The organism is Paraburkholderia sp. GAS82 (assembly GCF_050436285.1).
In the GTDB taxonomy this organism is placed as follows: Bacteria; Pseudomonadota; Gammaproteobacteria; order Burkholderiales; family Burkholderiaceae; genus Paraburkholderia; species Paraburkholderia phenazinium_B.
Genome location: NZ_JBNDLX010000001.1, coordinates 875,534 through 899,966, shown reverse-complemented (window position 1 = coordinate 899,966; position 24,433 = coordinate 875,534). Strand labels below are relative to the sequence as shown.

Annotated in this window: 19 protein-coding genes and 1 pseudogene; 12 read left to right on the top strand and 8 right to left on the bottom strand. The window is 63.2% G+C overall.

The features are described from left to right. The 3 genes from P3T17_RS03955 to P3T17_RS03945 form a co-directional block, all read right to left on the bottom strand. Positions 1 to 1,284: an MFS transporter gene (locus tag P3T17_RS03955; protein ID WP_429404828.1), complete on the bottom strand. Its 1,284-nt coding sequence runs from the start codon at positions 1,282 to 1,284 to the stop codon at positions 1 to 3. A gap of 160 nt (positions 1,285 to 1,444) precedes the next feature. Continuing rightward, positions 1,445 to 2,431, bottom strand: coding sequence for a sugar kinase (locus P3T17_RS03950; protein ID WP_429404826.1), 987 nt, complete (start codon positions 2,429 to 2,431; stop codon positions 1,445 to 1,447). A 143-nt stretch (positions 2,432 to 2,574) separates the two neighbouring features. Further along, entirely contained in the window at positions 2,575 to 3,516 is a 942-nt protein-coding gene (locus tag P3T17_RS03945; protein ID WP_429404824.1) for a LysR family transcriptional regulator, read from the bottom strand. A gap of 114 nt (positions 3,517 to 3,630) precedes the next feature. On the opposite strand from P3T17_RS03945, the gene P3T17_RS03940 reads away from it, so the two are divergent. From P3T17_RS03940 to P3T17_RS03905, 8 genes are all read left to right on the top strand, one after another. Further along, positions 3,631 to 4,734, top strand: coding sequence for a YeiH family protein (locus P3T17_RS03940; RefSeq protein ID WP_429404822.1), 1,104 nt, complete (start codon positions 3,631 to 3,633; stop codon positions 4,732 to 4,734). Between the two features lie 130 nt (positions 4,735 to 4,864). After that, a complete protein-coding gene (locus P3T17_RS03935; protein ID WP_074264403.1) occupies positions 4,865 to 5,602 on the top strand; it encodes a glutathione S-transferase in 738 nt (245 codons plus the stop codon). Between the two features lie 154 nt (positions 5,603 to 5,756). Then, complete coding sequence (locus P3T17_RS03930; RefSeq protein ID WP_429404820.1) at positions 5,757 to 7,490, top strand: ClcB-like voltage-gated chloride channel protein; 1,734 nt, start codon at positions 5,757 to 5,759, stop codon at positions 7,488 to 7,490. A gap of 219 nt (positions 7,491 to 7,709) precedes the next feature. After that, positions 7,710 to 9,047 (top strand): C45 family autoproteolytic acyltransferase/hydolase, encoded by a 1,338-nt coding sequence (locus tag P3T17_RS03925; protein WP_074264401.1) that lies wholly within the window; start codon positions 7,710 to 7,712, stop codon positions 9,045 to 9,047. 255 nt (positions 9,048 to 9,302) lie between these two features. Continuing rightward, a complete protein-coding gene (locus P3T17_RS03920; protein WP_429287061.1) occupies positions 9,303 to 9,554 on the top strand; it encodes a hypothetical protein in 252 nt (83 codons plus the stop codon). A gap of 21 nt (positions 9,555 to 9,575) precedes the next feature. Then, complete coding sequence (locus tag P3T17_RS03915; RefSeq protein ID WP_074264399.1) at positions 9,576 to 9,806, top strand: DUF2795 domain-containing protein; 231 nt, start codon at positions 9,576 to 9,578, stop codon at positions 9,804 to 9,806. Positions 9,807 to 9,816: 10 nt separating this feature from the next. Further along, complete coding sequence (locus P3T17_RS03910) at positions 9,817 to 10,677, top strand: AraC family ligand binding domain-containing protein (protein WP_429404818.1); 861 nt, start codon at positions 9,817 to 9,819, stop codon at positions 10,675 to 10,677. A gap of 144 nt (positions 10,678 to 10,821) precedes the next feature. Further along, positions 10,822 to 11,226 (top strand): cupin domain-containing protein, encoded by a 405-nt coding sequence (locus tag P3T17_RS03905; protein ID WP_429404816.1) that lies wholly within the window; start codon positions 10,822 to 10,824, stop codon positions 11,224 to 11,226. On the opposite strand, the gene P3T17_RS03900 is transcribed toward P3T17_RS03905, so the two are convergent. Then, a complete protein-coding gene (locus P3T17_RS03900) occupies positions 11,215 to 11,667 on the bottom strand; it encodes a GNAT family N-acetyltransferase (RefSeq protein ID WP_429405500.1) in 453 nt (150 codons plus the stop codon). The genes P3T17_RS03905 and P3T17_RS03900 overlap by 12 nt on opposite strands. Before the next feature lie 455 nt (positions 11,668 to 12,122). After that, positions 12,123 to 13,017 (bottom strand): annotated as a pseudogene (locus P3T17_RS03895) (LysR family transcriptional regulator); the annotation flags it as partial. 414 nt (positions 13,018 to 13,431) lie between these two features. Here P3T17_RS03895 and P3T17_RS03890 point away from each other — a divergent pair. Continuing rightward, positions 13,432 to 13,644: a hypothetical protein gene (locus P3T17_RS03890; protein ID WP_074264394.1), complete on the top strand. Its 213-nt coding sequence runs from the start codon at positions 13,432 to 13,434 to the stop codon at positions 13,642 to 13,644. Positions 13,645 to 13,649: 5 nt separating this feature from the next. Here P3T17_RS03890 and P3T17_RS03885 read toward each other — a convergent pair whose 3' ends face one another. Beyond that, complete coding sequence (locus P3T17_RS03885) at positions 13,650 to 14,273, bottom strand: TetR/AcrR family transcriptional regulator (protein WP_074264393.1); 624 nt, start codon at positions 14,271 to 14,273, stop codon at positions 13,650 to 13,652. A gap of 214 nt (positions 14,274 to 14,487) precedes the next feature. On the opposite strand from P3T17_RS03885, the gene P3T17_RS03880 reads away from it, so the two are divergent. From P3T17_RS03880 to P3T17_RS03870, 3 genes are read left to right on the top strand one after another with little or no spacing between them, the layout of a single operon-like run. After that, a complete protein-coding gene (locus tag P3T17_RS03880; protein ID WP_429404814.1) occupies positions 14,488 to 15,651 on the top strand; it encodes an efflux RND transporter periplasmic adaptor subunit in 1,164 nt (387 codons plus the stop codon). Then, a complete protein-coding gene (locus tag P3T17_RS03875) occupies positions 15,648 to 18,779 on the top strand; it encodes an efflux RND transporter permease subunit (protein ID WP_074264391.1) in 3,132 nt (1,043 codons plus the stop codon). Before P3T17_RS03880 ends, P3T17_RS03875 begins: the two co-directional genes overlap by 4 nt. Positions 18,780 to 18,781: 2 nt before the next feature. Further along, the gene (locus P3T17_RS03870; RefSeq protein WP_429404812.1) at positions 18,782 to 20,380 is read left to right on the top strand and encodes an efflux transporter outer membrane subunit; all 1,599 of its coding nucleotides are present in this window, start codon (positions 18,782 to 18,784) and stop codon (positions 20,378 to 20,380) included. A gap of 3 nt (positions 20,381 to 20,383) precedes the next feature. On the opposite strand, the gene P3T17_RS03865 is transcribed toward P3T17_RS03870, so the two are convergent. Both P3T17_RS03865 and P3T17_RS03860 read right to left on the bottom strand, forming a co-directional pair. Beyond that, positions 20,384 to 21,262 (bottom strand): lipid A biosynthesis lauroyl acyltransferase, encoded by an 879-nt coding sequence (locus tag P3T17_RS03865; protein ID WP_074264389.1) that lies wholly within the window; start codon positions 21,260 to 21,262, stop codon positions 20,384 to 20,386. A gap of 327 nt (positions 21,263 to 21,589) precedes the next feature. Then, positions 21,590 to 24,073 (bottom strand): penicillin-binding protein 1A, encoded by a 2,484-nt coding sequence (locus P3T17_RS03860; RefSeq protein ID WP_429404810.1) that lies wholly within the window; start codon positions 24,071 to 24,073, stop codon positions 21,590 to 21,592. Positions 24,074 to 24,433: the final 360 nt, after the last annotated feature.

Here is a 24,433-nt window from a genome sequence, read left to right as displayed (position 1 = left end):
TTATTTTCCTTGCAATGGACTAGCGACGAGTTTGGGAGAGGCAGACGGTTGTGGCTTCACCGTCAACGTCAAAATCGTTGCGGCGACGAGCGCCGCACTCATGAATGCATACGATGCCGCGGGCGTACCGGTCGCACCGTTCAGATAACCGACCACGTACGAGCCGACGAACGACCCTAGCGCCCCCATGCCGTTGATCAACGCCATCGCGCCGCCGGCGACATTCTTCGGCAGCAGTTCCGGCACGATCGCGAAGAACGGTCCGTACGGCGCATACATGGCTGCGCCGGCGGCGACCAGCAAAGCATACGAGATCCAGAAATGCGTCGAGCCGACCGCGTACGAGGTCGCGAACGCCACCGCGCCGATTAACAGAAACGGCCAGACGAACTGCTTGCGACGGCCCAGTTTATCCGATGCCCACGATGCAGCGAGCATGGCGATGGTCGCCGCGAGATAGGGAAGCGCCGTCAGCCAGCCGGTTTCCACCATGCCGAGCGTCGAACCGTTTTTCAGAATGGACGGCAGCCAAAGCACGAAGCCGTACACGCCGATGCTCCAGCAGAAATACTGTGTGGATAACTTGATCACCGCGGACGAGCGGAACGCTTCGCCGTAATTGCGCACCGGTTTGATCGCGGCCTGTTCGGCGCGCAGGGTCTCGGCGAGCTCGTCCTTTTGCTGCTGCGTGAGCCACGATACCTGAGCCGGCCTGTCCTCGACGATAAACCACCAGCACACAGCCCAGACGATGGCCGGCGCGCCTTCCGCGATGAACATCGGGCGCCAGCCGAACGAATGCACCAGATAGCCGGACACGACCGACATCCACAACACCGTCACCGGATTGCCGAGAATCAGGAAGGTGTTGGCCCGTGAGCGCTCGCGTTTGGTGAACCAGTTGCTGATAAAAATCAGCATGGCCGGCATCACCGCCGCTTCGACTACGCCCAGCAGGAAGCGGATCGCCATCAGCGAGGGGATATTGCTGACGATCCCGGTCAAGGCTGCGCAAGTGCCCCACAGGATCAGGCTCCAGAACACCAGCTTTTTGACGCTGCGGCGCTCCGCGTAGATCGCGCCGGGGACCTGGAAGAAGAAGTAGCCGAGGAAGAACAGCGCGCCGATCAACGACGCCAGGCCCTTGCTGATGCCGAGATCCTGGTTGATCCCGGCAGCGGACGCGAAGCCGAAATTCGCGCGGTCGAGATAGGCAAGGCTGTAGGTGATGAACACGATCGGCATGATCGTCCACCAGCGGCGAAGCGCAAGCGATGAGGTCATGGATGTCTCCCGTCCCATGCAACATGGTTGCAACCTTAACCCGTTTGGATGGATGTGCCGTGCGCGTGAAGCAGCGTCTCCGGGCATCTTGTTGTTGTGCGCTACAAGTCTTAATGCTTGTACAGGTTCCAGATCAAAGCCAGTAAAGCAGACGGCGCTATTAGACGTTGTCCAGTAAGGCGGCGCCGGGTGTCGTGGCATCGGCCTGCTCGAGCAGGTCGAGCTCGGCGCGGGTCGGCAAGCCTTCGGAATCGCCAATCACCTGAATCGCCAGCGCCCCGATCCGGTTGCCGCGTACCACGGCTTCCGGCAACGGCCGCCCTTCAAGCAAGGCGCTGATCACGCCGACCGCAAAACCATCGCCCGCGCCGACCGTGTCGATCACCTTGGCGACCGGTTGCGCCTCGACCACGCCAGACTCGTCCGCCGTGCGGAAATACGCGCCACGCGCCCCGAGCTTGATGATGACGCCGCGCGCACCCCGCTCCAGATAGAAGCGCGCGATGTCTTCCGGCTTCGAATAGCCGGTAAGGATCTCACCTTCGCCGATACCGGGCAGCACCCAGTCCGCAAGTTCAGCCAACGCGTTCAAGCCCTCGACCATCGCCGCGCGCGACGCCCAGAGCGTCGGCCGCAGGTTCGGATCGAAGGAGATCGTCTTGCCTGCGCCACGCATTTCTCGCGCCAGCAACAACGCCAGTTCGCGCGACGATTCGGAAATCGCCGGTGCGACGCCCGTCAGATGCAGATGACGCGCCGGCAGCACGTAGAACGGAGCATAGTCGTCCGGAGACAGATGACTGGCCGCCGAGCCCTTGCGAAAGTATTCGATAGCCGGGTCGCTGCCGTCGTCGCTTTTCGACTTGAGCTGAAAGCCGGTGGGATAGCGATCGTCCGTGACGACGCGTTGCTGGTCGATGCGTTCGCGATGCAAGGTGTCGCGCACGTACTGACCGAACGAATCGTTGCCGACCCGGCTCATCCAGCCCACCTTGAAGCCGAGTCGGGCGAGACCGATCGCCACGTTCAGATCGGCCCCGGCGATCCGTTTGGTGAACTGGCCGACTCCGGCGAGCGGACCCGTTTCAGCAGCGACGAAGAGCGCCATGGCTTCGCCGTAGGTGATGACATCAAGCGTCGGATTCATGCGGTTTCCTAAGAAAGCCGGGACGCCGCGATGACTATTGCAACTATCGCAAAATCATCGGAGTTGCCCTGCTTTGTCCCGATTTCCTGGAAATGGAACCGGTTCCATCCAATTATACCGAAAAAGCATCCGTTGGCACGTATTCAATCCGCATCGTCCGAGGTGAGTGCCAGAAAGCGCTCGACCACGCGTGACGGCGCGCTCGCATGGGGAATCAGAATGGAAAAATGCCGCGTCAGCGGTTCCGGGCTGAGCGAGAACAGGCACAGCGCGCCACCCTCGTGACGCATCGACATCGCCGAGACGAAGCCGATCCCCATGCCCGCGCGCACCGCCTCCTTCACGCCCTCGACACCGGCGATCTCCAGCGCGACGCGCATCGGCACCCCCGCGCGGGCAAACGCCCGCTCAACGATCTGGCGCACACCGGAGCCCGCCTCGCGCAGCACAAGAGAATGCGCTCCCAGTGCCGCTAACTCTATCTGACCGGCCGCGGCGCCCGTGCCTCCAGCTACGCCCGCGGCTGCCGGTGCGGTTCCCACGCCCGCAGCCAATGCAAGCGGATGGGTCTGAGGCATGATCGCCACAATCTCATCCTGCCGCCACGAATGCACGGCGGTGTCCGGCGGCAAATCGGCGCCCACCGGCCCTTCGACCATTGCGATATCGAGCGAGGCCAGCGCACCGACGATCTCAGCGGTATTGCCGTCCGTGGTATGCAGCGTCACGTCCGGATAGCGCCGGTGAAACGCCGCGATCAGATAAGGCAGCAGATAGCTGGCCGGCGTCGTGCTCGCGCCGACCCGCAATGTGCCGCTCTCCATGCCGCGCAATGCGTCACGATAGGCATGCGCCTGCCGCCAGGTGTCGCGCAGGCGTGTCGCATAACTGGCGAGCTGCTCGCCGGCCGGCGTCAGGCGCACGCCACGGCCGTCGCGCTGATATAGCGGTTCGCCGAACTCATCCTGCAATTGACGCAGTTGCCCCGACACCGCGGGCTGCGACAGATGCAAAGCCACCGCGGCTCGACTGATGTTGCGATGCTCGGCGACGGCGGCGAAAGTTATAAGCTGATCGGGGGTCATGGCGCTTAAATATCAGTTCAACAGATAGTTTACGTCATAAATGACGATTTTTCATATTGATATATTCAAACTAGGATTAGCTCGTCCAAGCCAAACGCCCCGAAGGCGAAAATCATGTCTACCGCTCATATTCAGGCCGCTCCCGGCCAGGCGATCTCCACCACCCGCGGACAGCTCAACGGCGTCCTGTTCGTCGCCCTCTTCGCCGCTGCCGTGACCCGGCTTGCCGCGCTGCCCGCCATCGCCGGACTTGGCCTGAGTCCGTTGATCGTCGGTATCGTCGCCGGTGCGCTGTACGGCAACACCATGCGCGACGGCATGCCGGCGAGTTGGGCGGCCGGCGTCAACTTCTCGGCGCGCAAACTGTTGCGCATCGCTGTCGCCTTTTTCGGCCTGCGCGTGAGCCTGCAGGAAATTGCCCAGGTCGGTTTGCCGGGACTGGCGGAATCGGTGCTGATCGTGGTGAGTACGCTGGTCATCGGCACATGGGCCGGCATGAAGCTGATGAAGCTCGACCGCGACACGGCGTTGCTCACCGCCGCCGGCAGTGCCATCTGCGGTGCGGCCGCCGTGCTTGCCTTCGAATCGACGCTGCAGTCGAAGCCGCACAAGAGCGCCATGGCAGTCGGCAGCGTGGTGTTGTTCGGCACCCTGTCGATGTTCCTCTACCCGATCCTGTTCAAGGCCGGCTGGCTGCATCTCGACACCGTCGGCGCGGGGCTGTTCTTCGGCGGCACGATTCATGAGGTGGCACAGGTGGTGGGCGCGGCCAGTAACGTCAGCCCCGAGGCCACGCATATCGCGACCATCGTCAAGATGACACGCGTGATGCTGCTGGTGCCGGTGCTGCTCGCGATCGGCATGTGGATCAACCGTCCGGGCCGTGCCGGTGCCAGTGCTGCTAGTGCCGCTGGCGGTGCGCAGTCCTTCGCCCAGCACGCCCCGCGCAAGCTGGCAATTCCCTGGTTCGCGCTTGGCTTCCTCGGCTTCGTGGTGCTGAACTCGCTGCATGTGTTGCCCGAAGCCGCCACCCAGACGCTCAACACGCTCGATACGTTCGCGCTGACCATGGCGATGACGGCACTCGGCATCGAAACCCGCATCTCGCAGATCCGCGAAGCCGGTCCGCGAGCGCTGACGACCGGACTGATCCTGTATGTATGGCTGATCGTCGGAGGCCTCGGCATTACCTGGGCCGTCCAGCGTCTGTTTGGTTGATGCGGCTGGCAACGCCACTCGTACCTTGCAGCCAGCCCCGCCGCGTGCGGGGCTTTGCGCATTTCTGCGCACAACGCGGCGCGCTCACACGGCATACTGACTGCCTGAACAGCCGAATGAGGATCGATCGATGAGCTATGAACTCTACTATTGGGATGGCTTGCAGGGTCGCGGGGAATTCGTGCGGCTCGCGCTGGAGGAGGCAGGCGCGGATTACATCGAAGTGGCTCGCGGCGAGGAAGCCGAAGGGCTCGGCACGGCCAGGATGCTGGAGGTGATGAGCAGCAAGCGCGAGGGGCATCCGCCGTTTGCGCCGCCGTTCCTGAAAGACGGCACTCTGCTGATCTCGCAGACCGCCAATATTCTGTTCTACCTCGGCCCGAAGCTCGGTCTGGCGCCTGCCGACGAAGGCCTGCGCTACGTCGCAAACGGCTTGCAACTGACGATCGCCGACGTGGTGACTGAAGTTCACGACACCCATCATCCGCTCGCGAGCGAGCTCTACTACGAAGACCAGAAAGACGCCGCCAAAATCCGCGCCCACGATTTCATCGACAACCGGATTCCGAAGTTCATGCACTACTTCGAGCGCGTGATCCTGCAAAACACGCAGAGCGATGCACACCTGGTGGGCAACAAGCTGACCTACGTCGATCTGTCGATGTTCCAGTTGATCGACGGGCTGCACTACGCGTTCCCGCGTGCCATGAAGCGTTTCGGCGTGCACTATCCGTTGCTCGCCGGGCTGCACGACGCGGTGGCCGCGCGTCCAAACATTGCCGCCTATCTCGCTTCGGAACGGCGTCTGGCCTACAACGAATCAGGCATCTTCCGACACTATCCGGAACTCGACAAGGCCGCCCGGTGAAAATGCTGACGGCGCGGAGGATGCATCTCGTACAACGGCGCAAGCGCGCCTTGCGCCCAGCCAAAGCCGTCCTCTCGAACGTCTCCCACGACCGTCGCGCAGTGCTATTCTTGCGCGCGGTTTCCCCCCTTTCTCCCTCTATCCTGCTGCCGTCGTGCTTTCATTCCTGCTGAGGCTGCGCACCCGCGCGCAAGACATGTTCCGGCTGTCGGACGCCCATACGATGCTGGTCTGGTCGGTGGTAGTGGGTGTCGCGGGCGCGTTTGCGACGATCGCCTTCCGCGAGGCGATTTCGCTGCTGCAACTGGGCTTCGTCGGCCACTCGGGCAGCTTCGTCCAGATGGCGCGCAGCCTGCCGCTGACCGTGCGCATCTTGCTGCCCGCCGCGGGCGGCCTCATCGCCGGCTTCCTGCTGTTGATCGCACGCCGTCACGCCGACAAGAACGTCCACACCGACTATATGGAAGCCGTGGCGATCGGCGACGGCATCGTGCCGGTACGACTGAGCTTCTGGCGCAGCGTGTCGTCGCTGTTCACCATCTCCAGCGGCGGCTCGATCGGCCGCGAGGGTCCGATGGTGCAACTGGCGGCGCTCAGTGCATCGCTGATCGGCCGCTGGGTGCATTTCGACCCGCCGCGCCTGCGCCTGCTGGTAGCCTGCGGCGCGGCGGCGGGCATCACCTCCGCGTATAGCGCGCCGATTGCGGGCGCCTTCTTCGTGACCGAAATCGTGCTCGGCTCGATGGCGATGGAAAGCTTCGGGCCCGTCGTGGTCGCGGCCGTGGTCGCCAACATCACGATGCGCGAGTTCACCAGCTATCGGCCCCCCTACGAGATGCCGGCGTTTCCGCCGGTGGCGGGCCTCGAAGTGCTGCTGTTCGTCGCGCTCGGCGTGCTCTGTGGCGCCGCGGCACCGCAGTTTTTGCGCATGCTCGACATCTCCAAGGCAGGCTTTCGCAAGTTGCCCTTGCCGCTGCCGGTGAGGCTGGCGCTGGGTGGCCTGATCGTCGGTGTTCTGTCAGTGTGGTCGCCCGAGGTCTGGGGCAATGGCTATAGCGTCGTCAACTCGATCCTTCATTCACCGTGGACCTGGACGGCGCTCGTCTTCGTGCTGGTGTTCAAGCTGATCGCCACCGCCGCCACCGCCGGCTCGGGTGCGGTGGGCGGCGTGTTCACGCCGACGCTCTTCGTAGGCGCGGTGGTCGGTTCGCTGTTCGGCCTCGGCATGCATGCGCTGTGGCCGAACGGCACGTCGGCGCCCTACGCCTACACCATGGTCGGCATGGGCGCGTTCCTCGCGGGCGCCACGCAGGCACCGTTGATGGCAATCCTGATGATCTTCGAAATGACGCTCAGCTATCAGGTCGTGCTGCCGCTGATGCTGTCGTGCGTGGTCGCCTATTTCGTGGCGCGCGCGATCGGCAAAACCTCGATGTATGAGATCACGCTCGTGCGCAACCGTGAAGAGCAGGAACGGGTGCGCTTGCGCGCCACGCAGATGCGCGAGCTGATCCGCCCCGCGGAGACGGTGGTGACGCCCGCAGCGACTGTCCAGGAAATGACGCGGGTGTTCCTGGAATATCCCGTGAAGTATCTTTATGTCGCCGATGACGCCGGCGCGTTCCTCGGCGTCGTCGCGCTGAAGGACATTACGTCTGACCTGCTCGAGAAGCGCGATACCTCGTCCAAAAGCGCTTCGGACTATCTGCAGACGCACTTCGACGTGCTCACGCCCGATATGCCGCTCGGCGTCGCGTTGCAGCACTTTATGGCCTTTCAGGGCGAGCGTCTGCCGGTGATCGAGAGCCTTGCCCACCCCAAGCTGGCCGGGGTGGTCTACAAGACCTCGCTGCTCGATGCCTATTTCCGCATGAATCCCACGCGCTGAGCGGTTGCGATGCCGGTTCTCTAAACCGCTGCCGCCTGAGCATCCCGCCCTGCCGACCTGCGAACGGTTGAACGTCATCCCCGCCCTGCCTCGACGCCGCATGGCAAAGCGCGGCATACGCTCTACAATAAAAACCAGTAGCACGCCGCCTCGCGCGGCGCGGTTGAAACGCCGCGACGGACGCCCCCGGGTTCCGCGCGGCTTCGACCCGGAGTCAGCATGAGCGATCCCTCCATCGATGCGGTGCGCCGCGATCAGGCCGGCTGGATCTTCTTGCATATCGAAGGCGAGCCGTACGACCGCGGCGAGCAGCACGGTCAGTTGCTCGCCACCGAAATCCGCAATGCAATCGGCACCGCGCGCTACCTCGCGAAGTGGGATACCGGCGAAGAGTTCGATACTTTCGTCAACGCGGCCGTGGCCCAGTTCAGCCCCAAACTTGACAGCGAATTCACCGACGAGATCCAGGGCATCGCCGACGGCGCCAGGCTGCCGTTCTCCGAGGTCCTCGCATGGAACGGCTACATGGACCTGCTGCAAAGCTGGTGGCCAAGCCACGTGGCAGCCCAGCAGCCGCGACTCGGCGTCAAGCCGTGGCGCGGCAGGCGCGGCCACCATTGCAGCGCCTTCATCGCCACCGGAAACGCCACGCGCGATGGGCGCATCGTCATGGCGCACAACTCATGGGACCGCTACGCCGCGGGCGACGCCTTCAATGTGATCTTCGACATCGTGCCGGAATCCGGTCATCGCATCCTGATGCAAGGACTGCCCGGTTGCATCTCGAGTCTCACCGACTTCTGGATCAGCGCCGCCGGGCTGATGGTGACCGAAACCACCATCTCCGACTTCGTTGGCTATAACCCGGCCGGCGCGCCGGAGTTCTACCGCTCACGGCGTGCTACGCAGTATGCGAACAGTATCGGCGAGTGGTGCGAGATGTTCGCCGTGGCCAACAACGGCGGCTACGCGAATAGCTGGCTGCTCGGGGATGTCAAAACGGGCGAGATCGCCCGCTATGAACTGGGGCTGCACTACTCCGGCTTCGAAAGCACGCGGAACGGTTTCTATAGCGGCTACAACACTGCGACCGATCTGAAGATCCGCAATCAGGAGTGCGTCGGCGAAGGCGAGGATTACACGGACGTTCGCAAGAACGGCGCGCGGCGGTTGCGCTTCATGCAGCTGGAGGAACTGCATCGCGGCAAGATCGATGTCGAACTGGCCCGGCAAATGATTGCCGACCATCACGACGTGTATCTGAACCGGCCTGACAACCCGTGCTCGCGCACCATCTGCGGGCACCTGGAACTGGACGACGCGCGCTTCGGCGGCTCCGAGCTGGGGCCGTTCAACCCTTGGGGCGCCAATGACGGCAAAGTGGCGGACAGCGAGATGGCCCGCGACATGGCCTTCGAGGCCCGCTGGGGCCATCCCTGCGGTCAGCCGTTCGATGCGCAGGCGTTCATGAAACGCCATCCGCAGTGGAACTGGCTCAATGGCTACATGCAGGACCGGCCCTCATGGCCCTGGACGCGCTTTGACGTGCTGCGTTAGCCGTCCCGCTGCACAGCCCGCTCCGCGGCGCAAGATTGCGTTTTCTGCCATGATCTGACCCAGACGGCTCCTTTTCGCGGTATTGCGCGGTCTCACGCGGTTTTTGCGGCGGTTGCACGATTTGCCGTCTAAGATGGAAGGAGTGCGGCGCGTCGTAGGCGCGGTCCGCACGCGGCGTGCGCCATTCCTGCCGCCGCGGGAATGGCACAGCGCTTGCTGCAGTCTCTGCGCTGCATGTGGAAAGGAGGTCGGGCGATGAAAACCTCGACACTGATGGTCATGGTGACGCTGTCGGCTTCGTGCTTTGCAGCGCCGGTTCATACGGCGCTCGACAGCACGGCCGGTTCTGCCGTCGCACGCGCTAATGCCGCGCCTGTCGCACCGGCTGCGCCGAACGTCGGCGTCACGGACGCGAACCGTCCGCAGCAGTGGGAACACATCGCGCTGCCGAAATCGCGGCGCCTGGACCGCGGCCTCACGGGCCAGGATCAGCATCTGCAAACATAATCTGCGACAAGGAGCATGCGCATGTCCGGCTCGGGTATCCCCGGCGAATCGATCGATCTGCAGATTGCAGACGTTCTGCGTGAAGCGAAGTTTCCGGTCAACAAGGACGGACTCGTCGACCTTGCACGCGAAGCCGGCGCCAGCAACGAATTGCTGTCGATGCTCGACGGCTTGCCGGAGCAGGACTACCCGGACATCGCCTCCATCACCCCGCTGCTGGGTGGTAATTTCGGGCCCGGACTCAGCTCTTGAGCGTATGGGCATGACACCGAAGACGCGCCGCACGGACGGCGCCGACTGGATCGAGCGCGCGCCTTCGTCCGGTGGCATCGAGCGCATCGAAGCGTTCTTTCATGACGCCGCCTACGGCCTGCACCGCCACGACACCTACGCGATCGGCCGCACGCTAGCCGGCGTGCAAAGCTTCCATTACCGCCGCGGCATGTGCAACAGCGTGCCGGGCATGACGATGGTGCTGCATCCCGACGAAGCGCACGACGGCCAGGCCGGCACCGACGAAGGCTTTCGCTACCGCATGGTCTATGTCGAGCCGGCGCTGTTTCAACAGGTGCTTGGGGGGAAGCCGTTGCCGTTCATCGAAGGCGGACTGTCGGACGATCCGCGCCTGTTCTCGGCCACCGAAGGGCTGCTGCAAGCCATCGACCGCGCCCTTGATCCGCTCGAGCAGGAAGATGCCATTTACGACCTCGCCATGGCGCTCGACGCGGCCTCCGGCGCTACGCAGACAATACGCATTGCCGACTACCGGGCTGCGGAACAGGCTCGCCAGTACCTGCACGAATCGCTCGCGCAAGCCGTCACGCTGGACGAACTCGCTACGGCGAGCGGCAAGGACAAATGGAGCCTGTCGCGCAACTTCCGCGCCCTGTTTGGCACCAGCCCCCACCGCTATCTGACGATGCGTCGTCTCGACCTGGTACGCCGGCTTGCAAGCGAGGGCCGGCCGCTGGCAGATGCCTCCGCTGCCGCCGGCTTTGCCGATCAAAGCCATATGACACGGCACTTCACCAAAACGTGGGGCGTGCCGCCGTCGCGCTGGTTGAAGATGGTGAGTCAGGCAAACACCGCGGGCCACGCGTCTGGCACGGTCTTGCGACGCTAGCGTCGCGCGGGCAGCTGTTCGCACACGCCCGCGCGCGACTCACACGCCACTCATACGCACCCAAGCCACGCACATTCGTACAAGACGTTGCGGGCCGCAGGCCGTACGCTTACCTGTGCCTCTTTACACCCACAGGAACAACCGATGTCGAACGCACCAGCCCCGGCCAGCACGGCCCTCCATGCCCCCTACCGCGCGATCAATTTCGCCGAAAAACTCGCTCTCATTCACGACCAATGGCAACAGCGCGTCGTGGCGGAGATGAACGACTACCAGTTCAAGGTGGTGAAAATCGAAGGCGATTTCGTCTGGCACGAGCACGCGGAGACCGACGAGACCTTTATCGTGCTCGACGGACACTTGCGAATCGATTTCCGCGACGGCGCAGTGCATCTTTCAGCCGGCGAGATGTTTGTCGTGCCGCGCGGCAAGGAGCACAAGCCGTATGCCGAGAAGGAAGTGCAGATGCTGGTGATCGAACCGCGCGGCGTCAGGAATACCGGCGGCGAAGAGAGTGAGCGGACCGCGAAGAATGACTTATGGATTTGAGGCCGCGCGCGGCTCGCGGACATAGTAAATGTCCCACTCGTCTTCACCGGTTTTGACAAAACCGTGGCGCTGATAGAAACGGTTCGAGTCGCTGTGGCGCAGCGCGCCCAATCTGACCGGCACGCCCTGGGTATCGGCATCGGCGAGCACAGCTTCGAGCGCAACAGCGCCGACGCCCTTGCCCTGGTGAGCAGGAACGATATACAAATGAGCAAGTTGTAGATGACCGGGCTCAGGCCTGACGAGCACAAAGCCTGCCTCGACGCCATCCACGAGAATGAAACGGCACTGCGCGGGTTCGAACGACGCCAGAAACCGTTCACGGGCACGAACCGGATCAAACCGCCCGATGCGCTCGAGACTTTCGCGCATCGCTTCGATGCGGATTTGCACCAGCGTTTCGACGTCGTCGCTGGTTGTGTTGGCAAAGGCGACGTTCAACTCGTCATGCTCCCCGGATAGCGTGCGCGGACTCACCGCGGATTGGTCGCGGGCGACTGTCCGCTCCCTGCTAACCCGCAGTATCGCCTGATTATTGCCACACGCTCAAGGGCGCCGAGTCGCGCCTTTGTCCCTCCGCTGATACCGCCCCGCGTCCGCAATCCGGATGCGGCGAGCAACGCGTCCCTCTGCGTCACTGCGTCTGCCGGGCGCCTGTGTTTTCTGCGCGGTTCACAAACCCGCTGCAGTCGCCTGATCGGTCATGCGAGCCGACCGCGCTGCCTTGCGCGGGGCGCGTGCCGCAGCCGCCTTGCCGCGCTGCAAGGACGCAGCTTCATCGATGTCATCGAACTCCGGCGCGTTCGCTTCCATCTCCGCCACCGTACGCTGCATCATCTGGGCCGGACGCAGTGCTGGCTCCTGCAAGGCCGCGGGGTCGCCCGGCAGACCCGTCGACATCTGGCTGAAGTGTTCAACCAGATGATCGATAAAGGTCCGCACCTTGGCCGGCAGATGGTGACGGCTCGGATACGCAATCGTCACCTCCACCTGCGGCAGACGATAACCGGCCAGCAGCCGCACCAGACGGCCGCGTTCGAGATCGCGGCCAATCAGGTAACTCGGCAGGATGGCGATGCCCATGCCGAGCAGGGCGAACTGACGCAGCATTTCCGTGTTGTTCGCGACGATCGCATTGGTCGGACGCATCCGCACTTCGCCCTTGCCGTCGATGCTCGTGAAGACGCGCTCGTCGCCGCCGTATTCGGATGGCAACGACAGGCTCGGATGATCCTGCAGTTGCTCGGGACGGGTCGGCGTGCCGTGTTTGCGCAGATAGTCCGGCGTCGCGCACACCGTCATATGACCCGTGGTGAGACGCCGCGTGACAATACTCGCGCTACGCATCTGGCGGGCAATCAGCACGCCCACGTCGAAACCTTCTTCGACCAGATCGACATGGCGATCCACCAGCGTGACATCGGGAATGACGTTCGGATAACGCTCGGCGTACGACTGCAACACCGGCGCGAAGTTATGCAGGCCGAACACCACCGGCGCCACGATGCGCAAGGTGCCGACCGGTTCGTGATTGCGCGCCACCACCATCTGCTCGACGCCTTCGAGGTCGTCGAGGATCGGACGAACGCGCTCGAGATAGACCCGGCCCGACTCGGTCAGCGACTGGCTGCGCGTCGTGCGGTTGAGGAGGCGCGTGCCGAGACGTTCTTCGAGGTCGGCTACGTGACGGGTCACGACGGCAGTGGAAATGCCCATCGTGCTGGCAGTACGGGCGAAGCTGCCGAGTTCGGCCACTTTGACGAAAACTCGCATCGACTGCAAATGATTCATGGGGCCACTCCTGCCGCGGTTAAAGCCAAGCCAACGAACACCGACGCGGCGTAAAAACGGAGCGTCGGCGACTGCGCAAGCCAATGACTACCAGCGGGTGACATCGCACCTCGACGGCCGACCTCGTGCGTGGTTTCCCACGCCGCCAGTCGCTCGCACCAAGGCTTGCCCTACGGGTTTGATTGTATCGACCACTCATGGCCCAACCCTGTCGTGAACATGACAAAACGGTCAGGTAAATGATGCGCAGGAAATTAACCGGAGTTGCGCGCTGTTCGAAGCGCAAAGGCGGCAGCGGGGGCAAATAACGTGGCACGGGAAAATACGTGCCAGGGGAAGGCGTTTTGGTGTACGCCGGACTAGGTGAAAACCCTAGGTTGAGGTATCATTGCGGGCGAAAAGGAAGATATCGCCATGCCATACCGTTTCCAGATTTTTGAAAAGATCGCGTTTTCGTTGGTCGTTTTGTCCGCAGTCGCCTGCTCTGCCTTCATCGCCTACGAAACGGATCCCGACGTCCGCCAGGTCCTGCATGCGGGCAAAACCGCGCTGCAATGGAGCGGCGAGTATTCGTTCGTCTGCGCGTCGCCCGTGACCGACGCCTGCGCGAACTTCCCGGTGGACTGACCCACTCAGCCTGCCGCATCGCGCCCGAATACGACGCGCGCAAAGAATCCCGCCAGTACCGCCTCGGCTGCATCCGCAGAAATGTTCTGCGGATCGATCGTGCTCAGGAACTGCACGCCTTCGCACAGCCCCATCAGGCCTATCGCCAACGTTTCCGCCGGCAACAGCAACGGCGTGCCTGCACGCGCCGAAAATGCGCGAATGTATTCGCTCATATGCTCGCGCTTCTCATGCATGAATGCGTTGAATTTCGCCCGGAAGCGGCTATCGCGCGCGGCCACGAGCTTGGCCTCCATCCATAGCAGGAAGCATTTGTTGTCGTGCGGCAGGTTGCTGTAGTACGCCAGCACCTGCGCCTCCATGGTCTCGCGCGTCGCCCCTTCCTCGAAGATGCTCTCCAGTTGCGCCTGCATCTCCTCATGGTCGCGCCTGAGCAGTTCGAGGAACAGTTCGGGCTTGCTGCTGAAGTTCGAATAGAACGCCCCGCGCGTATAGCCGGCCGCCTCCGCGATGTCTTCTACACTCGTCGCGACGAACCCTTTCTTCATAAAAATAGCTTGCGCGGCATCGAGCAGCCGCTGGCGCGTCTGGTCTTTGCTCTGCTCGCGTGTGAGGCGTTGGCGTTTCATGCTGAATAGTTTATCACCGGAAAGAATTCACATACGGCTTCACATTCAGATACAGGTATGTATTAGAATGCAGTTCATCATCTGAAGCAACAGTCTATTGCACGCTCTGTTTCAAACGTGCCTTCGTTGACCAGCCGTCTGGCTTGTTCTGTTCGTTCGCTGTCTTCTGATTGGGGTAATTGTGAATCGTCCCAGTGGTCGCGCATCACATTCGATGCGCAAGCGCAGTCATCCGCGTCGCCGTTTGTCTCTCTTGTCCCCCTTGTCCACGCCGCGCCGCGCGGCATCCGCGCTCGCACTCGCCGGCCTTCTGCTGCTCGGCGCCTGCGGCCAGAAGCAGGCGGCCGCGCCCGCACCGCGTCCCGTAGTCGCGCTCGCCGTTCATGCCGACGGCAGTTCACTGTCAGCCTCGTTGCCCGGCGAAGTACAGGCTCGTTACTCGACGCCGCTGTCGTTCCGGATTGCCGGCAAGATCATCGAGCGGCATGTGCGTCTTGGCGATACCGTGAAGGTCGGCGAAGTTGTGGCCCGGCTCGACCCGGCCGACGCGCAAAAGAGCGCAGCCAGCGCGCAGGCGCAACTCGATGCGGCACAGCACAGCCTCGTCTACGCGAAGCAGCAACTGGACCGCGACCAGGCGCAGGCGCGCGAGAACCTGATCTCGGCGGCGCAACTGGAGCAGACCACCAACGCGTATGCCTCGGCGTTGTCCCAACGCGACCAGGCGGCGCAGCAGACCGCGCTGCAGAAGAACCAGTTGCAATACACCGACCTGCTCGCCGATCACGCCGGCGTGATTACCGCCGAACAGGCGCAGACCGGACAGAATGTGTCGGCCGGACAAGCCGTCTACAACCTCGCGTGGAGCGGCGATATCGACGTGGTCGTCGATGTGCCGGAAAGCACGCTCGCGGCGCTCGCGGTTGGCCAGACCGCCAAGGTCACCATGTCCGCACTGCCGGGGCGCAGCTTCAGCGCCCGCGTGCGCGAGCTATCGCCCGCGGCCGATCCGCAAAGCCGCACGTATCGTGCGAATCTCACGCTGCTCGATCCCGGCCCGGATGTGCGACTTGGGATGACCGCCGACGTCGCACTCACTTCGGGCAATACCGCGACCCAGCCCGCAACTTCGTTCATACTGCCCGCCACTGCGCTGTTCCACGACGGCACGGCGCCTGCCGTGTGGGTCGTGCATGAAGGCACCAACGTGCTGGAACTGCGCCGCGTGCAGGTAACGCGCTATGACGAGCGCACCGTCGCCATTTCCGGCGGCCTGAAAGACGGCGAACGTGTCGTGCTGCAAGGTGTCCACACGGTCACAGCTGGCGAGACGGTTCATCCGATCGCCCCGCTGCATCCCGAGGACTTCGCTTCATGAGTACTCCACATGAACATGAAGAGGGACGCTTCAACCTGTCCGCGTGGGCGCTGCGTCATCAGGCGCTCGTCGTATTCCTGATCGCGCTCGCGACCGCTTTCGGGATCCTCGCCTATACGAAGCTCGCGCAATCGGAAGACCCGCCGTTCACGTTCCGCGTGATGGTGATCCAGACCTTCTGGCCTGGAGCAACCGCGCGCCAGGTGCAGGAAGAGGTTACCGACCGCATCGGCCGCAAGCTGCAGGACACGCCGTATATCGACTTCGTGCGCAGCTATTCGCGCCCTGGCGAATCGTTGATGTTCTTCTCGATGAAAGACTCGGCGCCTGTCAAGGATGTGCCGGAAACGTGGTACCAGGTGCGCAAGAAAGTCGGTGACATCGCCGCCACGCTGCCGCAAGGCATTCAAGGGCCGTTTTTTAACGACGAATTCGGCGACGTCTACACCAACATCTACACGCTCGAAGGCGACGGTTTCTCCGCTGCACAACTGCACGACTACGCGGACGAATTGCGCACGGTGCTGCTACGCGTACCGGGCGTCGCCAAGGTCGATTATTTTGGCGATCCTAACCAGCACGTCTACATCGAGATCGCCAACACGCAGTTGACGCGTCTGAACGTGTCGCCCCAGCAGATCGCGCAGGCCATCAACTCGCAGAACAGCGTCTCGCCGGCCGGCACGCTGACCACGCTGGATGATCGCGTCTTCGTGCGCCCCACCGGCCAGTTCAAGGACGTCAACGCCCTCGCCGATACGCTGATCCGCATCAACAACCGCTCGTTCCGCCTCGGCGACATCGCGACGATCAAACGCGGCTACGACGATCCCGTATCCACGCAGATGCGGTACGGCGGCAAGGCCGTGCTCGGCATCGGCGTGACGATGCAACCGGGCGGCGACGTCATCCAGCTCGGCAAGGCGCTCGACAAACAGTCCGCTACCCTGCGCTCCTATCTGCCGGCCGGGCTCAAGCTCGTCGAAGTGTCGAGCATGCCGAATGCGGTGGCGAAATCGGTAGACGACTTCCTGGAGGCGGTTGCCGAGGCGATTGCGATCGTGCTGGTGGTGAGTCTCGTCTCGCTGGGCGTGCGCACCGGCATGGTAGTTGTGATCTCGATTCCGATCGTGCTCGCGGTCACGGCGCTGTGCATGTATCTGTTCGATATCGGCTTGCACAAGGTCTCGCTCGGCACGCTTGTGCTGGCGCTCGGCTTGCTGGTCGACGACGCGATCATCTCCGTGGAGATGATGTCGGTGAAGCTCGAACAGGGCTGGAGCCGCGCCCGTTCCGCTGCGTTTGCTTATACCAGTACTGCGTTTCCGATGCTGACCGGCACACTCGTCACGGTGTCTGGCTTCCTGCCGATCGCGCTGGCCAAATCGAGCACCGGCGAATACACGCGGTCGATCTTCGAAGTGTCGGCGATTGCCTTGATCGCGTCGTGGCTCGCCGCCGTGGTGCTGATCCCCATGCTCGGCTATCACATGCTGCCGGAGCGCAAACGTCAGGCACACGAAGCGCACGACTACGAACACGACATCTACGACACCCGCTTCTACAAGCGCCTGCGCGGCTGGATTGGCTGGTGCATCGAGCGGCGCTTCGTCGTGCTGACGATCACCGTCGCGCTGTTCGTGGTCTCGCTGTTTGGTTTTACGCTCGTCCCGCAACAGTTCTTCCCGAGTTCGGATCGCCCCGAGTTGCTGGTCGACGTCCGCCTGCCTGAAGGCGCTTCCTTCGAGGCCACCCTGCGCCAGGCACAGCGGCTCGAGAAAGCGATCGAGGGCCGTCCCGAGATCGATCATTCGGTGGACTTCGTCGGCAGCGGTGCGCCGCGCTTCTATCTGCCGCTCGACCAGCAATTACAGCAGCCGAATTTCGCACAGTTCGTGATCACCGCGAAGTCGGTCAAGGACCGTGAGAAACTCGCGCAATGGCTGGAGCCGGAGTTGCGCAACCAGTTCCCGGCTATCCGTACGCGCCTGTCGCGCCTCGAAAACGGGCCACCGGTCGGCTATCCGGTGCAGTTCCGCGTGAGCGGCGACGATATCGCCACGGTGCGCTCGATCGCCGAACGCGTCGCCACGACGATGCGCGACGACCATCGCACGACCAACGTCCAGTTCGACTGGGACGAGCCGGCCGAGCGCTCGGTGCGCTTCGAGATCGACCAGAAGAAGGCGCGTGAGCTGGGCGTCACTTCGGACGACGTATCGAGCTTCCTCGCCATGACGCTGTCCGGCTATACAGTCACGCAGTACCGTGAGCGCGACAAGCTGATTAGCGTCGATCTGCGTGCGCCGAAGACGGAGCGCGTGGATCCGGCGCAACTCGTCACGCTGGCGATGCCCACGCCCAATGGTCCGGTGCCGCTCGGTACGCTCGGTCATATGCGCTACGACCTCGAGTACGGCGTGATCTGGGAACGCGACCGCCAGCCGACCATCACGGTGCAATCGGACGTCATCGGCAACGCGCAAGGCATCGACGTGACCAATAGCGTCGACAAGGCGCTGAGCCAGATCCGCTCGACGCTGCCGGTCGGCTACCGTATCGAACTGGGCGGCTCGGTGGAGGAAAGCGAGAAAGGCCAGACCTCGATCAACGCACAAATGCCGATCATGATCATCGCCGTGCTGACGCTTCTGATGATCCAGTTGCAAAGCTTCGCTCGCGTGCTGATGGTGGTGCTGACCGCCCCGCTCGGCCTGATCGGCGTGGTCGCCACCTTGTTGCTGTTCGGTCAGCCGTTCGGCTTCGTGGCGATGCTCGGGGTGATCGCGATGTTCGGCATCATCATGCGCAACTCGGTGATTCTGGTCGATCAGATCGAGCAGGACATCGCCGCAGGTCACAAACGCTTCGATGCGATCGTCGGTGCAACCGTGCGGCGTTTCCGGCCCATTACGCTGACTGCGGCAGCAGCCGTGCTGGCGCTGATTCCGTTGCTGAGTTCGAACTTCTTCGGACCGATGGCCACCGCGCTGATGGGCGGCATCACGAGCGCCACCGTGCTGACGCTGTTCTATCTGCCCGCGCTCTACGCAACCTCGTTCAGAGTGCGCGGCGATGAACGCGAGCCGCCGGCCGCCTCGACGCAAGCGTCGCATTCGGGAAATTGACCATGACTCATTCTGTCCTCAAACGTGTCAGGCAGGCCCGCACGCTGGCGGTAGGCGGTAGCGCGCTCGCGCTCGCGGCCTGCTCGTTCGGCCCGAACGGCAACCCGCCGGCGGTGCCGCAGCCAGCCCACTACGGGGCCGAGCCGCAGCTCACCGAAACGGTGCCCGCTCAGGGCATCACCCAGCAGTTTGTAGTGGGTGCCAAGCCAGTGCCGACGTGGTGGCGTCTGTATCAATCGGACGACCTGAACGCGCTGGTCGACGAGGGTCTGCGCAACAGCCCCACCCTCGCCGCCACCGACAAGAGCCTGACCGCCGCGCGCGAGCAGTTGCGTGCGCAGGTCGGCAGTTCGATGCTGCCCACCGTCGATGCCGTAGCCCAGCCGGCCCGGCAGCGCGCGCTCGGGATTCCGGAAATCGGGCCGAACACGTTCCTGTACAACACGTTCGTCGGCGAGTTGCAGGCGCACTACACGATCGACCTGTTTGGCGCTTCGCGGCTCGCCAACGCCGCGCTCGCTTCACGGGTGAACGTGCAGGTTTTTCAACTGGAATCGGCGCGGCGCGCGCTGGCGGCCAACATCGTGACGGCGGCCATCACCTCGGCCGCACTGCATGCGCAGATCGACACGACCCAACGGCTCATTGCGCTCGCGAATGACGACGCCCGCGACACAGCACGACGCTATGCGCTCGGCGCGGTATCGCATACGGACATGCTCAATGCGCAACAGAGCGCGGCATCGTTGGCAGCCAGTTTGCCGGGGCTGCAGCAACAGTGGGTGAGCACGCGGCATGCGCTGGCAGTGCTGATCGGACGCACGCCCGATGCCGCGCCGCCGGATCTCGATCTGGCGCAGTTGCATGTGCCTGAGCAGGTGCCGGTGGTCGTGCCGTCCGAGCTGTTGCGCACGCGCCCGGACATCCAGGCCGCCGATGCTGCGGTCAAGGCCGCCGCAGCGGATGTGGGAGTGGCTACCGCACAGATGTATCCGAGCCTGTCGCTCACAGCGTCGATGGGACAAGGCGGCTTTAGCTGGCCGCTGGCGCTTTCCGGCGCGGGCGCCATCTGGGCCGTGGCGGGTTCGCTCTCCCAGCCGATCTTCCACGGCGGCGCACTGTTCGCGCAACGCCGCGCGGCAATGGCGACTTACGACGCAGCCACGGAGCAGTACAAGCAGACGGTGCTGACGGCGTTCCAGAACGTCGCCGATACGCTGGCTGCGCTTGAGCATGACGCGCAGGCACTCGACGCCTCAAACGTGGCAGCACGGGCGGCCCAGGGCATTTCGGATGAGACGGCGGCACGTTACCGTCTGGGCGCCGTGCCGGTGTCGGCTGCACGCTCGAGCGAGCAGCAGTTTCGCAACGCGCGGCTCGATGAGATCCGCTATACCGGTGCGCGATTGACCGATACCGCGGCGCTGTTTCAGGCAATGGGGACGCCGCCAGTAGATGAGGCGGGCGCGGTGGGGTCTACGGCAACAACGGGGGCGTCTGGCACGACTGGAGGAACCACAGGCGCTGCTGCGGCTCCGGCAGCGCCAATGCACTCGCCAGTCTCTGGCTCGCAGCCGTCTACCGGCCCCGTGCCAGGCTAAGCGTCAATACACCGCCGGCTCTCCCACGGGCCGGTGCTTGAAACGCTTGTGTACCCAGTAATATTGGGCCGGAATCCGCCGCACCTGGGTTTCGAGGAACTCGGTGATACGACGTGCATCGACGGTCGCATCGGCTGACGGAAAATCGCTTAGTTCTTCGAAGATTGTCAGCTTGTAGCCACGGTAATCCGGCAATACCTCGGTGACGAACGGCACGACCCGCGCATTGCCCGCCTTGGCGAGGCGCGACACCGACGTCAACGTACACGCCGGCACCCCGAAGAACGGCACGAACACCGAGTCGCGCAGACCGAAATCCATGTCGGCTGCCAGCATCACCGGCTTGCCTTCGCGCAGCACGCGCAGCGCGCGGCGCACGCTGTCGCTGCGTGGAATCATCTCGGTGCCGAAACGGCCGCGCTGGCGCTTGGCCATCGCATCGAACAGCACGTTCGACATCGGCGTGTACAGCGAAGCAACCGGATGACGTGTCGAGTACATCATGCAGCCGGCCTCGATCCCCACGAAGTGAAAACCGAGGAAAATCGTCGGCCGCGAGTGCGCTTCCGCCAGGTCGATCGCGCTTTCCACTTCGACCAGCCGCGAAATCGCCGCCGCGTTGCCGAACCACTGCGGCCCCCGCTCGACGTAACTGCGAATCACATGGCAAAAGTGCGCGCGAGCAAGGCGCTCACGCTCCTCGTCGCTCATGTCCGGAAAACAGAGTTTCAGATTGGTATGCACGACGCGGCGGCGCGTGCTCGGAATGCGATAGAGCAGCGCGCCAAGTCCGTTGCCCACGCGGGCAACCACGCCATATGGCAGGAGTGCGAACACGCGCAGCAGTCCTGTCATCAGAAAGATGAGTATTCGGCTTTTCACGAGAGGGATCCCGGTTGAGAGCGGTGAAGCAAACACTTCGTCCTGGCACGCCTGAGCGGAGGGGGCGAAGTGGCATGCGCGCGCGTCAAAACCGGGTACCGCGCTGCGCTTTGGTAAAAAAACGGGAGATCACGCGTTTCCGCGAGTCGAGAGTTTACAAATTGGGTACGCGAATACTAAACCGGATTTGACCGGACCAGGGCATCGCACGGTAGAAATTACATTACGACGTATTAGCGCGGCCCGGTGGGGGAAGATGAAGGGAAAATTGGCGCGTGTGTGAGACTCGCGAATCCGGGCGGCTCGCGCCCGGATTCGCCCGCCCCGTCAGGGTTTGTTCGATTCGAACAGGTTCATGATCTGCTGCTTTTCGCTCGACGACACATCCGGCGGCGTCATCCCCGCCGGACCGACGCCCCCGACGGCGTCGCTTGCGCCGGCCAGCGGATTGGCCGAGTCGAGGCCGATGCTGGCGACAAAACCGTTGCCCGGCGTCATGTCCGTATAGAACAGTTCGCCGTCGACGCTGGTGACGGTGTCGGGCATGGCCGGCTCGGCCTGCGGCACACCGCGCAGCGCGTGCCCCATGTAGTCGACCCAGATCGGCAAGGCGAGTTGCGCGCCGAATTCGCGGCTGCCGAGGCTCTTCGGCTGGTCGTAGCCCATCCAGGCCACCGCAACGAGCGATTGCTGGTAACCGGCGAACCAGCCGTCCTTGGCGTCGTTCGTCGTACCGGTCTTGCCCTGCAGGTCCGAACGCTTCAGCACGTTGGTGCCCGCGCCGGTACCGGCGGTCGCCACCGAGTGCAGCAGACTGTTCATGATGTACGCGTTGCGCGGGTCGATCGTGCGCGGTGCGTCGCGGCCCGCCGTGAGCGGCTGTGCCTTGGAAATCGTTACGCCACGCGGGTCCGTCACCTCGTTGATCAGATACGGATTGATCCGGTAGCCACCGTTCGCGAACACCGAATACGCACCGGCCGATTGCAGCGGCGTGACGAGGCCCGCACCGAGCGCCATCGGCAGATACGGCGGCGTCTTGTCGGCATCGAAGCCGAAACGCTGTGTCACGAAATCCTGCGCGTACTTCGTGCCGATGAACGAGAGAATGCGGATCGACACCAGGTTCTTCGATTTCTCCAGCGCGATGCGCATCGGCATCGGACCGTCCGGCTGGTCGTCGTCCTTCGGCTCCCACGGATCGCCGCCCGGGCTGCTAGGCGGGAAATAGAGCGGCGCGTCGTTGATGATCGTCGCCGGTCCGAGTCCCTTGTCGAGCGAAGCCGAATAGATAAACGGCTTGAAGCTCGAGCCCGGCTGGCGCCATGCCTGGGTGATGTGATTGAACTTGTTCTTGTTGAAATCGAAGCCGCCGATCAGCGCGCGAATCGCCCCGTCCTGCGGCGTGAGCGACACCAGCGCGCCCTCCACCTGCGGCAATTGCGTGATCTGCCAGTTGCCCTTATCGTCCGCTACAACACGGATGATCGAGCCCGGCTTGATGCGTTGCGCCGCTGTGGCGCGCGAGCCCAACGCGGCCGCCACGAACTTCAGGCCGTCGCCGTTAATGGTCGCCTCGGTGCCGTCGAGGAACTGCGCCTGCACTTCCTTCGGATTCGCCGCCGTCACCACGGCCGCGACGATCTCGCCGTTATCCGGGTGATCGGTCAGCGCGTCGTCGATGGCCTGGTCACGGTCGTCGCCCGGCGGTGGCAGGTCGACATTACCTTCCGGACCGCGATAGCCGTGACGGCGCTCATAGTCCATTACGCCCTTACGCACTGCGTGGTAAGCGGCGTCCTGATCCGCAGAATCGATCGTGGTAATCACGTTCAGACCGCGCGTATACGTTTCGTCCCTGTACTGCGCGTACATCATCTGACGGACCATTTCCGCGACATACTCGGCATGCACGCTGTACTCATTGCCGGGATTTTTGGTGCGAATCTCTTCCTTCACGGCCGCGTCGTATTGTTCCTGCGTGATGTACTTCAGATCCAGCATCCGCTTGAGAATATATTCCTGACGGATCTTCGCGCGTTTCGGATTGACCACCGGGTTATACGCCGACGGCGCCTTCGGCAAGCCAGCCAGCATTGCGCACTCCGCGAGCGACAGGTCCTTCAGATCCTTGCCGAAATACACCCGCGCCGCCGCAGAGAAACCGTACGCGCGCTCGCCCAGATAAATCTGGTTCATGTACAGCTCGAGAATCTGATCCTTCGTCAGCGCACGCTCGATCTTGTATGCGAGCAGCATTTCATACACTTTACGGGTGTAAGTCTTCTCGCTCGACAGGAAGAAGTTGCGCGCCACCTGCATCGTGATCGTACTTGCGCCCTGCGACGCGCCGCCGTGCAGCAGGTCGGCGGAGCCGGCCCGCAGAATGCCGACGAAGTCGACGCCGCCGTGCTCGTAGAAGCGATAGTCTTCGATCGCGAGCACCGCTTTTTTCATCTGATCCGGAATATCCTGGAAGCGCACGAGGTTGCGCCGCTCTTCGCCGAATTCGCCGATCAGCACGTGGTCTGCGGTGTAGACGCGCAGGGGCACCTTCGGACGGTAGTCGGTGAGTGCCTCCAGGGACGGCAACTGCGGCCCCATGACGACAAGCGCGTAGCCGATGATCAACGCACCGACGACCAGCAGGGTCGCAACGAGGCCCACGAACGTCAGCAGGATGCGCCCGACGAGCGAACGGCGCCGCGGCTCGTCGCGCGAAGCGTCATTGCGTCCTGGGTTGCGGTGGTAGGGATCCCGGTCGTCACCACCCGGAGAATTTGAGGATTGCGGTCGTTTGATGATTGGCATGACTCGAATAGATGGCGCTTGACTGCACGCCTTTATGCGGGCGGCAATTGCCGCCGCACGGCCTTACGCCCCCGGCTGGCCGCACGGCGCGCCCGGATAGGACCGACCCTAAGGGGCCCCGCGCAACGTAACAGCGCATTTTAAAGAAATCAAGCGCGGTCCAAGGTGATTTTTTTGTAAGAATTCCCTTCGGGATTCTTCTCCGAAGCGCGCTGGCGTATGGCTGCGCGGGGAAGCGCGGTTATCAACAGAAATTGTTCATAGCCCTGTGGACAAGGCCACTTGAAACGTTTCAACCCTTTGATGTCACGGGATTTTCATGCGGCGCACGTTACGCATCGGGGCAACTCGCCTTATGAT